Here is a 12,404-nt window from a genome sequence, read left to right on the forward strand (position 1 = left end):
CAATCCAAGCTATCAACCGGACTTTATTTGCTGCAAGGCATTCGAGTACTTTGCCCATAGTTGATGGATGGAAGCCTCACGAGAAAAGAGAGCCCCTATCTTATTCATTAAGCTGAAGTTATCGTTATTGAAATTGAAGCAGCGAAGCCACTCTGATCCTGCCGTATATCGGCTTTTTTTCAAGGAAATAAATCGCTTCTGTTCATGAATGTTCCAGAACCCAACATTATAGCCAGGATGTCTGAGAATGGCAGTCTGGAACAAGGATGGAACCAGATTCAAACACTTCTGACCGTACTGACTGCCACCCCATCCATCTTGTCCACCGAACTCCCGGATCACCCGAATCCACCAGCTTAACAGCCGATCAAGCTCCTTTGTTCTTGTCATGCCAATCATACCCGAATGGAAAGTACCGTCCGCCAGCGCCTGAATTTCCCCTGAGCAATCGGTTCGGGGAGAGGGCCACACCAAGTGCGGAGTGAGGACAATCGTAGAAGAAGACATCATCGACCTGAATTCTATTAAAGGACTGACCACCAGCATCCGCGCATCCAGATAAATAAATTCATGTTCTCTCCTATACGCAGCCTGCAAAAAATCGAATAGATATCCCTTAAGCGCAGACGCATACTGAGAGCGCTGAAAGCGAGACATATAAGCATCAAAATCGGGGATCCCTAAATCTCTTGCCAATACGAAACGTTGGACCCACGGATAGTTTTTAGATTCAGGTAGAGAATTCTCTGCCAAACATACAATCACTGAAGCATTGGGATGGTGCTCTTTAACCGACTTCGCCATCAACAGAGCTTCCCCAAATTCATTCCATGTCGCTATGGTAGTAATAAGCATGAGTTTCTCTCCCTTCCTTTGAAGGATATAATTTCTTTTATATGTAATATATGATGACCCCTACAGAATGAAATAAGCACTTCACCTAATCTTAATAGCACTGTGAAAATTTGATCTGAATATTCACTATCTCTAACTTGGTATCGTATTCATGCTTGAAAAACAGACTTTTTTTCTGGTGTAAATAGCGGTGTCCCCCTTTCCTATTTCAGAATCTTATACACAAACGGATCATTTTGGGGAGGCGGGGACACCTATGTCTAGGGGGGATAAGTCATTTCTCACGTTCAATGCTCCTGAAATTCGGGAAGAGGAAATGCTGGAAGTTATGCGGTGTCTCGAGTCTGGCTGGATCGGTACTGGCGGCAGGGTGGCCACTTTTGTGGATGATTTTAAAACCTATAAAGGTGTGCAGCATGCCGCTGCTTTGAATTCCTGTACGGCAGCGCTCCACCTTTCCCTTCTCACAGCGGGGATTGGACCGGGAGACGAAGTCATAACAACACCCATGACCTTTTGTGCTACGATTAACACGATCATTCATTGCGGAGCTACCCCCGTTCTGGCCGATATCGATCCGGTTACCATGAATATTGATCCGGAGCAGATCAAAGAGAAAATAACAAAGCGTACCAAAGCAATCTTGCCGGTACATTTTGCTGGAAGACCTTGTGAGATGGATGAAATTACAGCCATTTCACGACAACATGGCCTACAGGTCATTGAGGACTGTGCACACGCGCTAGAGACCGAATATCACGGACAAAAGGCAGGGACCATTGGCGACTTCGGCTGTTTCAGCTTTTATGTCACCAAAAATATCACCACGGGAGAAGGCGGTATGGTTCTCGCCAAATCCGAAGAAAATATCCGCAATATTCAAATTCTGGGACTTCACGGTCTATCCAAGGATGCGTGGAAACGCTTCTCGGATTCAGGGTTCCAGCATTACTCCGTTCTTGCCCCAGGATATAAATACAATATGATAGACCTTCAAGCGGCCTTAGGCATCCATCAACTGGCTCGAGTGGAAGAAAGCTGGCTGAAACGCCGGCACATCTGGAACAGGTATAACCAGGAATTGAGTGACCTTCCAGTCATCCTCCCTGCCCCAACAGCTCCCGATACCCGTCATGCGTATCATTTGTATACCGTGCTGATCGATAAAACCCAGTGCGGTCTTGAGCGGGATGAATTTCTGGAGCACATGCATGCTCATGGAATCGGCATGGGCGTTCATTACCTCAGTTTGCCTGAACATCCTTTTTATCAAAATGCTTATGGCTGGAGACCGGAAGATTACCCGCATGCAGAGCTCATCGGACAACAAACCGTTAGCCTCCCACTGTCCCCCAAATTAACGGATGCGGATATTGACCGTGTCATCGAATCGGCACGCCAAATACTTCGCGCATAACATAACGAATAACAGCCCTGCTCCGGTATCCTACCGGACCAAGGCTGTTATTCGTTTGTAGCATCAACGATCATGGAAGCCCAACTGACGCAGCACGCGATGCCAGCGATACACATGCCCCCATTTCGTTATTTTGGGCTTATATCCGAGCTTCAAGTACATTTTAATAGCCGATAAGCGATGATCATCCGTCTGCAGCACCGCTCTTGCCCTGTTGTCTGCAACCATTTGCTGCATAGCAGCCAGTGATACAGCGTAACCAAGCCCCATTCCCCTATAATCAGGATAAGTCGCTACCATATGAAGATATCCGGTGAAAGGCCCCCAAGCCTCCTGCCAGAATGCGGACGCAGTCGAAACTGGATTCCCCTCAGGCGAGATCACAAAAAAGATACGGCTTGGGTGAAAGGAAGGATCTTCCTCCATCATGGAAAAATCGAAAAATTGTCCAAACGACTGTTCAATGATTTCCTCCCAATCTTTCTCATAGCCCGGTTGATAGTTTTGCAGCGTAAAACCTGAGGGGAGCTCAACATGACTTAAATTCAAGAGATGGTTTCTTTCCATCACCAACTGCGTACTCATTGGAACACCCTGCCTTTATTCACGTTTGAACACAGAATACACATGAAGAACCTGTCCTGTTCCAGCCATTCGGCATGGTCAAACGCCAATTATTTCAAAGAGTAGGTGTTTGTCTACGCTACTCCCTTGTCTGTGCATATGATGGCTATGGAATTAGAGGGAGGTGTACAGTTGAAGAGACAACGCCTGCAAATCCATCTAGACCGTAAAGCTTCTTCAGTTAAAAAACGTCAAGCGCGAAAGAAAAGAACGGTTCGTAGATACCGAAAGTTGATACGCCAACGACGTAAAAAAAGAAGTTTGAAAAGCAAAAGCCTTCGACGTGCAATCCGCAAAAAAAAGATTTGGCGCCCAAAGCCCCGCCCTGCTCCCATGAAGCACATGGAGGTACAGACCGTCCATTTGCACGATGACCGACCGAAAGGGCTATATAGAACAACGGCGGAGTGGGCCCAGCATAGCCGCCTTCGTGGAGAAGATCCTGTATTCATGGAATTCCACACGAACGAGACCTTTCATTTCACAGAGTCGAACGGTCTTGAGTCCCCCTTGTTCCCGGATCAGGTGAAATCTTTGCCGCCAGCCTTTGTTGCTGTGATCCGAGAAGGACGGGTGCTCGGAGAAGAAGGGTCCGTCATTACACCCGATAATCGTCTTTTATGGGATGTCTCTTTGAGGATGGTTCCTGAAGACCAGCATCCCGCATTCACAACAACACCTACGCGACCTCTGATTGAAACCGCCGAGACGGTCGCAGTCCTCAGCTTTTTCAGCAGTCAAACCTATTTCCACTGGCTATACGACGTCCTTGCCCGTATCCATCTGTTGCGCTTAAGCGGAATTGTAGTGGACAAATATGTTATTAATCGAAATATTCCTTCCCAATTTCAGGATGAGACCCTTGCCATGCTCGGCATTCCATCCGATAAGGTTCTGTTCACCCATCCAACTATGAATCTGAAGGCACAGCAGTTGGTTGTCGCATCGATTTCCATGCACTCTTTTCTGGAATACGCGAGTTGGCCCTTTCAATTCATAAGACAGGAATTGTACGAGAAGCAGAATATCAGGCATACAGGCTGCGACAGAATTTATATTAGCCGTTTCAAATCCGACAAACGGAAAATTTTGAATGAGGATCAAGTCACCAGCCTGCTGGATGAATACGGATTCAGCACAGTAGCGCTGGAGGAACTGTCGGTTGCACAGCAGATTGAGACCTTCTCCTCCGCTTCCGTGATCGTCGCGCCACACGGTTCAGGGCTGGCCAATCTGGCCTTCTGCTCTCCGGGAACCAAGATTATAGAAATCTTCGCACGGGACTACACGCCGGTATGTTACTGGGAAATGAGCAATTATCTGCGGCTGGACTACTACAGTATGGTGGAAAATGGATATCACGAACCGAATCAGCAGCATTTATTTGAACTGAACATCCTGGTCTCTGTTGATCGCTTGAAACAACTGCTCAACCTGGCGGGAGTTTCTCGTCTATGAATGTATCCAATTAAGGAGGAACGTCGATGAAGACCCGATTGAAACGGAAAAGCGCTGCCATTGCCAAAAAAAGAACCCGGCCTATAAGCGTTAAAAGGCGAAAACCAAAGTCAATAAAGAAACTTCTGTCCCGAAGGAAGCTTAGACTGAAACGAAAGCTGCGATTGAAGCGAAGACTGCTATCGAGAAAGCCTAGACTGAAACGAAAGCTGCGACTAAGGAAAAAACTGCGAAACAGACGGAAAATAAGAGTAAGGCAAAAAAGCGTGAATCATCCAGCCCCTCCTGTTAATCATGGAACAGATCATAAAGCGCCTGATGATATTCAATTAACTCTGTCTCATTGGGGCGGCGAGGAAGCCGACGGCACAATGGCCCCCATTCGCTATGAAAGTACCCCAGCTTGGGCGGCCCAATCCATCCAAGCGGGAAAGCTGACTGCTCCCGTATACAAAGTGCTGTATACCGGCCATACCGATTTTTATCCCGAGGCCCGAGATAATTACGGCAATACCCGATTTCATGCAGCCCAAGTGACCTCACAGGGTTGCTTTGTTGCCGCTATTCCATCGGGAAGAATCTGGGGCATCAACGGATCCGTGATTACGCCTGACAATGTTCTGCTTGAAGATGTGTCTTTGGAATTCTCCATAGGCATGAACTTCGGGATTCACCCGGCTTTCAGCAGGTGGGCTCCTCATCCGTTGTCTTATACACCGGAAACGGTTGTCTCCCTGGGATTTTCGGACAGCCAAAATTATTTCCACTGGTTGTATGATGTTTTGGGCAGGCTGAATTTACTTCAGCAAAGCGGTATTAAAGTGGATAAATACGTGATTAACCGGAGAAGCAGAATTTTCTGGGATTCCGGCGACCCTGATGGACCAAGGCCGTTTCAGGAACAGTCTTTACGGATGCTGGGCATTGGGCCGGACCAGATTATTGAAACCAATGAGAATTTCCATTTGAAGGCCGGTCATGTCGTTGTCATGTCACACACCGAGCGGCACGGCTATCCGAAATGGGCGTCAGATTTTTTAAGGAAGGTCTTTTTGTTTGATCGTGGTCTGGACGTCAATGGTCCAGGAAGTGAATACGTTTATATCAGCCGATTGAAAGCGAACCGACGCAGAATCTTAAATGAGCAAGATGTTATTGATCTGTTGACAGCTCGTGGATTCAAAATCTATACCTTGGAAGAAATGAGTATGGACGAACAAATCCGTCTGTTTAACAATGCCAGAGTCATTGTTGGGCCCCACGGCGCGGGACTGGCGAATATCACCTTCTGTAGACCAGGGACATCCATTGTGGAAATCTTCACACCTAACTGGATCAAGGATTGCTATTGGAGAATCAGCAGCCATTGTAACTTGGATTATCATAGCCTGGTAGGTGAGGGCGTAACCTGGCCTGGGATGAGATGGGAAGGTGAAGAGGATCTGATTGTAGATATAGGTCAATTAAATCAGGTTCTGTCCCAAATTCAACTATAAGGATCATCGGGAGTAAAGGGCAGGGTTCCCTGCCCCTCCTCTCATCAAACCGTACACGAGGTTTTCCTTTATACCGTTCAGGAGGTGCCAAGGCCTTCCACTTGAAATCCAAGTTGGATTAATTCAGGGTGAGGAAGTACATTCCTAGTGTCTAGTATATACGGATTGCTCATTCGGCTGTACAATTCCCTCCAGTCCAACTGTAGATACTGATCCCAATGAGTCAAGAGAACCATGGCGTCGGCATATTGAGCCGTCTCCTCAGGCTTCTCGCAATACATAATCTGGAACTGTGAATGAATGGTCCGGAACAACTCCATCCCTTTCGGATCATGGACCTTTACATGAGCCCCCAGCTCGAGGAGCTTGGCGATAATGACCTCAGCCTGGCTTCTTCTGACATCATCTGTGTTTGGCTTAAACGTGAGCCCCAGAATCCCTACCGTTTTGCCGTTCAGGGATTTAAGACGATCTCTGATCTTATCTACGCAATACTCGTGCATAGTGAGATTCGAATCGATTGCAGCTTTGACGACAGTGAGCTCTCGGCCGTATTTTTGGCTGGTTGACAGCAGCTCCATGGTATCCTTTGGAAAGCAACTGCCCCCCCAGCCGCTGGAAACCTGAAGAAATTTGTCGCCGATCCGATCATCTAGTCCCATGCCTGTTGCAACCTGCTGAACGTGAGCTCCCAAAGCATCGCAAAGCCGGGCAACTTCGTTGATGTAACTGATTTTTACAGCTAAAAAAGCGTTGGAGGCATATTTGATCATCTCTGCGCTCTTCGAATCCGTCTCAAAGTACACCGCCGGCGGTTTGCCCTGTTGGTTAAGGAACGAAAAAGTCTCACTCCACTGTTCATATTCGTGACGTTTCAGAAGACGGTCGTATAGCTCCCGCATGATGATTTTTGCTTTTTCGCTCTCCGAGCCGATGATGATACGATTGGGAAAGAACACATCTTCCAAGGCGCATCCTTCTCTCAGAAATTCGGGATTGCTGATAACGGAGAAATGTATTCCCGCCTGCAGTCCTGATATCTGCTTTATGATGCCTGCAACTCTGTCGGCCGTCCCTACAGGTACTGTCGATTTGTTAACAATAACCGAAAATGATTCCGGATTCAGACGAGAGGCAATTTGCTCGGCAACCTGTGTCACATAAGTCAAATCCACGGTTCCATCCGCTTTGGAAGGTGTGCCCACACAGATAAAAATGACATCTGCATGGATCACACTGTCATATCCGGTCTCCGCGTGAAGAGTTTTTCCAATCGTCAAAGAAATAAGCTGATCTAATTCCGGCTCGTAGATGGGACTTTTTCCCGACTGAATCATCTTGATTTTATTGGGATCTATATCTATTACTGTCGTATCATGGCCCAAAAATGCAAAAGCCGCTGCCGTTACAGATCCCACGTACCCAGAACCCACGCACACAACCTTCATGATCGTTCCTCCCCCCTGTTCATTGACGATATACCTGGATCATCCGCCGCAAACCTTCTTGAAGATCAATAACCGGTTCCCAGCCGAGAAGGTTTTTGGCTTTCTCAATAATTGGACGGCGCTGCTTGGGATCATCGACCGGCAAGGGATGGAACGTAATCCTGCAGTTCCCTCCTACAATCTGATTGATACACTCGGCTAATTCCAAAATCGTGTACTCGGAAGGATTACCTATATTGATAATCTCACCGCTAGCCGCATCTTTTTCCATCATTAATTTCAAACCCCTGATAGTATCGTCTGCATAACAAAAAGAACGGGTTTGCATGCCATCCCCATACACCGTTAGATCTTTGCCCGTAATTGCCTGCTCAACAAGGTTAGAAATGACCCTGCCATCGTCGCTTCTCAGACCCGCTGAATAGGTGTTGAAGAGACGGGCTACCTTTACATCCACTTGGAACCTGTGGAAGTACTCGTAGCAGTACACTTCGCCGAGACGCTTGGCCTCATCATAGCAAGCCCGTGGCCCCCAGGTATTCACATTCCCCCTATAATGCTCCGGCTGAGGATGCACGTCCGGGTCTCCGTATGCTTCACTTGTGCTTGTATACAACACTTTGGCTCCAGTCCGTCTCGCCAGTTCAAGCACATGCTTAGTACCTATAGTATTGATGGCAATGGTCTCCAAAGGAGCGGCTTGATAAAATTTAGGTGAGGCAGGCGAAGCCAAGTGATAAATCTCCCCCACATCGGATAGCGAGTCCAGACGTAACCATTCTGGCGAAGAAGCATCTGCCTGTATAAAAACAAAATTGTCATGGTTCAACAAGTCTTCGATATTGGACTTTTTGCCTGTAGATAGATTGTCTACACCAATAACCCGCTGTCCTTCCGAGACCAGGTCTTTGGCCAGATGACTGCCCAAAAATCCAGCTGCCCCGGTTATAAGGATGGATCTCACGTTTCGTCACCTTCTTTTAGGGGATTAAGGATTCCTTGTAGGTAGCTTTGAATATCTTTTTTGAGCAGGTCATGTCGCAGAGCGTACTCCACATTGGCCTTGATCAGTCCCAATTGATCGCCTATGTCATAGGTGATGCCCTCACATTCCAAGGCGTAACATGTTGTCTTCTCCGATAAGTTCCGCAAAGCGTCCGTTAGCTGTATTTCTCCCCCAACCCCCGGCGGCAAAACTGCCAGCTCATCGATAATTTGCGGCTCGAGGATATACCTGCCTATAATCGCCAGATTGGAAGGCGGATTCACCTTAGGTTTTTCTACCAATCCCTTAATCCGGTACAGCCTGTCGTTCACTTTCTCTCCATCCAGAATTCCGAACTTTTCAATATCCCGGGGAGCTACCGGTTGAACGCCGATAACAGTCGCAGGCTGCCCGTGATAACTCTCTATCAATTGCTGCAGACAAGGGGTTTGACTATGAAATATCATGTCTCCCAACATCACAGCGAAGGTCTCTTGGCCTACCGCTTTGCGGGCGCTCCAAACAGCATGGCCGAGTCCAAGCGGTTGTTTTTGTCTGATGTAATGAAAATCGGCCATATTCGTGATATCATCCATCCATTGGAGGACCTGAATGTCACCCTTTTTCTTCAACACTTGCTCGATCTCCGGATGATGATCAAAATAGTCTTCAATGGCACTTTTATTACGACCGGTTACGATGATGACCTCCTCGATGCCGGATGCAATAGCTTCTTCGACGATGTAATGAATGGCAGGTTTATTAATAACCGGCAATAGTTCTTTGGGAATTGCCTTCGTAATCGGTAAAAAACGCGTCCCCAAGCCAGCCGCAGGGATTACGGCTTTTCGAACCTTCCTCATTTGATCCCTCCTTTGCTATACTCCATATCAATATATGTCTAGCTTGATGTATTGTCTTAGTCGTATCCACTATCTTTGATAAAATAGACAAGAATACAGCGAGGGGTTGATATGATTGAACCGCCGGTGAACCAAGCGCAGTAGAGCCCACAGGGCTGCTCATCGTGGACAATGAATCTATCTCACGTAATGAAAGGATGAAATTCCGTAGATTGGATCGGCTGCATGAAGTAGGACAGAAAAAATGAGGGAATCTTTCTGGGGACCTTGAAATATGAACGGTAATAGTAAACGGCCTCAGTCCCATGGAATTCAGGACCAAGGCCGCTTAACTGTTTTCATCTGTACACGGGATCTGCCGGATGTTGAGCAAGCTTTTTATTGGACAAGAAAGCTTTTCTTGAAAAATTCTAATTGGTACTCCAGGCTCAGCGGGTCGTTAAAGTAGAACGCCTTCGCATCCGCCTCGAAAACATGGTTGTCCTTGACAGCCGGAAGACTCTTGTACACATTCGTGCTCTGGAAAGAATTATCCTCATCTGCATTCTTGCTGAAGATGACATAATCGCCCATGTAGTCCTTCAAGACTTCCGTCGATACGGCGAAGAAGCCTTCTTTGTTCGTCGCGGATTGAACCTTCTCAGGCATGCCCAGCTTGAACTCCCCATAGAGAATCTCCGTGCCGCGGCCAAAGTTGTACCCATATACGTACAACTGCTTGTTGAATGTCTCGATGACCGATACCGTCGCATTATTCCCGACCTTGGCCCGGATGGCTTCGCCAGCCTTTTGGGCTCTTGCTTTGAAGTCGTCCGCCCACGCCTTCGCTTCCTTCTCTTTGCCCAGCAGCTTGCCGATCTCCAGCTGCTGTGTCAAGTAGTCGACTTTGCCATAGGTATAAGTGACCGTTGGAGCGATTTTCTTGAATTGATCGATATTCTTAATGCCCGAGAGTCCGATAATCAGATCCGGCTGCAGCTCCATAATTTTCTCCAGACTCTCGTCGGAAACCGTGGTCACGTTTTTCAGCTTCTCTTCGAATCTAGGGTTGGTCTTGGACATTTGATCTACCCCTACTAGAGGCACACCAAGCGCCATGACATTACCCGTCAGGAACCGGGTCAGCACGACAACGCGCTGCGGATTAGCGGGAACCTCAACCGGTCCGCTCTCGGATTGGTAAGTCACGGTGCCGGATTTCTTGTCGTTAGACGCCGGAGCAGCAGCAGAGGTCTCGCCGTTTCCTTTAACGTCCTGAGGGGTCTGACTGCCGCCGCAAGCGCTTAGAATGACGAGCATGCAAGCGACGACTGGAATGAAAAGCTTTCTCATATAATGTATTTCTCTCCCTTTTTTAAAGATAATGATAATCATTTTCAGTGAAAGCCAAAAAAATGAGCAGAAAGGATATGGACCAAATCCAATGCCTTGCTGCGACATTCCGTGAATATGATTCTCAATGACATACCTTATTATAGGAGCCGTTTTTGTGCTTAGCCATGCCTTTTTGTTGGGAAAGAAGCTTGGACTATTGATGGTCAGTCCATAGCCCTACCGCACGCTGCAGCTGCAAACGAATCGAAACCGGATTGTACGGGATCCATGCTTCCTCCTCAAGATGGTGCACGCGATTGTTTCGTACAGCGGAGAGCTTGTTCCATTCAGCGGATTGAAAGATCGATTCCGCATGCGCGGTGGAGCCCTTCTCATCGGGAAACACAATGACCAGCAATCGGTCTCCTGCATAATCGGCGAGCTCCGGCAGCCCGATCGGAATCGAATGAAACTGGTCCTTCTTCTCCTGCATCTCACGCTCGATCTTGGGCGGTGGCCGCAGACCCAGCGACTGATAGATCACATACCCGACGTTCCGCGCGCCATATACGAGCAGTTCCTCGGGCCGGAGCACCAGGATGGTCACAACCTCCTTAGCGGCTTCGCCAGAGCTTTGCTGTAACTGTAAGCGTGCGGACCGCTCCTCCTGTTCGAAATCAGCCAGCCACCGCTCTGCCCTCTCGCTTTGCTGAACGGCCCGCGCGATCAGCCGCAGATGCTCCTTCCACCCCATCTCCATCCATTCGATCTCGATCACAGGGGCGACTGCTCTGAGCTGCATGTGGTTCAGCCCATATTGATGCAAATGCTGCTTGGCTGCAAGAATCAGCTCGATCCGATTCTCCAGCAAGACCGACTTCACCTGTTGAGCCGAACTGTCCGTATTGACAAACTTCATCGTAGACGGCAGCTGAATATCGGGGATATTCACGTACTCACTGTTATCCGAGATCGTAACCGCTGGCTCTACGCCCAGCAGCAGCAGGTGACTGGCATAGGGAGTAAGCAGCACGGCTACGCGCTGCGGGGAAAGACGATTGTACGCGGATGGCGCTGCCCCGGTCTGCTGCTTAAAGCGGCGGCTGAGATAAAATTCATCCTTGTACCCTACCTGAAGTGCAATTTCCCTTAGCGTCAATGAGCCGCCAATCATCAACTCTATGGCCCGATGGACGCGCAGCCGCGATAAATATTCCTTGGGGGAGAAGCCCTTAAGCTGCTTGAATAGGATCGAGTAGTGCGACGGAGTGATGCCGGCCATCTCGGCTAACTGCTCACGCGTTATTTTGTGAACAAAGTGGTTCTCCAGATAAGTTATGCTGCGCTCCATGGAGGGCTGCTCACTGGCCGCATACTTAGCATCCCGCTTCTTCAGCAGCTGCAGCAGGATTTGGTGAAACAGAATCTGATTCTCCACATGACGGGCCTCATCCGCCGGTGACCGATGCAGGTACAACTCCTCCACCTGCGACACCATCGAAGGTTCGTTCGCCAATAGCTGGAAGCTTGCACTGAAGACCACCTCACTGCTACGCACGATGACACCCGCCTGCGCAGGCTGCATAGGCTCCCGGATGCCGATCGTCAGCTTGTAGGCGTGGAGCGGATGAAGGGGATTTGTGATTAATGCCGCTTGGCCATGTGCCGGAAGCAGCACAACATTTCCCTCGCTGAGCTCCCAGGTCTGATCATTGATCCGCAGAATCCCCTTGCCGCCGGCTATGATCAGCAGCACGGTGTGACTCTCTTGGATTTTGAATATGGGCAGATTCGAAGTGGTATAAAGCGAATGAATGCCGACGGCTGTATATAACGGAAAGTGAGATTCTGCCCACTCCGAGACCAAATTGTTCATCACCAAAGCCCTCCATGGCTACAAAATATGCGCACCGGTCCTGTAGACCTTTGCAACCTATTATACCA

10 protein-coding genes are annotated in these 12,404 nt (G+C 48.5%); 3 read left to right on the forward strand and 7 right to left on the reverse strand.

From position 1 onward, the window contains the following. Positions 1-12: 12 nt before the first annotated feature. Positions 13-855, reverse strand: coding sequence for a hypothetical protein (locus tag WMW72_RS04230; RefSeq protein ID WP_341414172.1), 843 nt, complete (start codon positions 853-855; stop codon positions 13-15). Positions 856-1,111: 256 nt separating this feature from the next. On the opposite strand from WMW72_RS04230, the gene WMW72_RS04235 reads away from it, so the two are divergent. Beyond that, positions 1,112-2,272, forward strand: coding sequence for a DegT/DnrJ/EryC1/StrS family aminotransferase (locus tag WMW72_RS04235; RefSeq protein ID WP_341414173.1), 1,161 nt, complete (start codon positions 1,112-1,114; stop codon positions 2,270-2,272). A gap of 63 nt (positions 2,273-2,335) precedes the next feature. Here WMW72_RS04235 and WMW72_RS04240 read toward each other — a convergent pair whose 3' ends face one another. Then, positions 2,336-2,857, reverse strand: coding sequence for a GNAT family N-acetyltransferase (locus WMW72_RS04240; protein ID WP_341414174.1), 522 nt, complete (start codon positions 2,855-2,857; stop codon positions 2,336-2,338). 372 nt (positions 2,858-3,229) lie between these two features. On the opposite strand from WMW72_RS04240, the gene WMW72_RS04245 reads away from it, so the two are divergent. Together WMW72_RS04245 and WMW72_RS04250 are read left to right on the forward strand one after the other, a co-directional pair. Continuing rightward, complete coding sequence (locus WMW72_RS04245) at positions 3,230-4,354, forward strand: glycosyltransferase family 61 protein (RefSeq protein ID WP_341414175.1); 1,125 nt, start codon at positions 3,230-3,232, stop codon at positions 4,352-4,354. A 266-nt stretch (positions 4,355-4,620) separates the two neighbouring features. Continuing rightward, a complete protein-coding gene (locus tag WMW72_RS04250; protein WP_341414176.1) occupies positions 4,621-5,850 on the forward strand; it encodes a glycosyltransferase family 61 protein in 1,230 nt (409 codons plus the stop codon). 77 nt (positions 5,851-5,927) lie between these two features. Here WMW72_RS04250 and WMW72_RS04255 read toward each other — a convergent pair whose 3' ends face one another. The 5 genes from WMW72_RS04255 to WMW72_RS04275 form a co-directional block, all read right to left on the reverse strand. Continuing rightward, on the reverse strand, positions 5,928-7,298 hold the full coding sequence (locus WMW72_RS04255; protein WP_341414177.1) for a UDP-glucose dehydrogenase family protein: 1,371 nt from the start codon (positions 7,296-7,298) through the stop codon (positions 5,928-5,930). Between the two features lie 19 nt (positions 7,299-7,317). Further along, positions 7,318-8,262, reverse strand: a complete 945-nt coding sequence (locus WMW72_RS04260; protein WP_341414178.1) for an NAD-dependent epimerase/dehydratase family protein — start codon at positions 8,260-8,262, stop codon at positions 7,318-7,320. Continuing rightward, positions 8,259-9,146: a UTP--glucose-1-phosphate uridylyltransferase GalU gene (gene galU, locus WMW72_RS04265; RefSeq protein ID WP_341414179.1), complete on the reverse strand. Its 888-nt coding sequence runs from the start codon at positions 9,144-9,146 to the stop codon at positions 8,259-8,261. Before galU ends, WMW72_RS04260 begins: the two co-directional genes overlap by 4 nt. A 378-nt stretch (positions 9,147-9,524) precedes the next feature. After that, positions 9,525-10,478, reverse strand: a complete 954-nt coding sequence (locus tag WMW72_RS04270) for an iron-hydroxamate ABC transporter substrate-binding protein (RefSeq protein ID WP_341414180.1) — start codon at positions 10,476-10,478, stop codon at positions 9,525-9,527. A gap of 196 nt (positions 10,479-10,674) precedes the next feature. After that, positions 10,675-12,336, reverse strand: coding sequence for a helix-turn-helix domain-containing protein (locus tag WMW72_RS04275; RefSeq protein WP_341414181.1), 1,662 nt, complete (start codon positions 12,334-12,336; stop codon positions 10,675-10,677). Between the last annotated feature and the right edge of the window lie 68 nt (positions 12,337-12,404).

This window comes from Paenibacillus filicis, from assembly GCF_038070315.1.
Taxonomy (GTDB): Bacteria; Bacillota; Bacilli; order Paenibacillales; family NBRC-103111; genus Paenibacillus_G; species Paenibacillus_G filicis.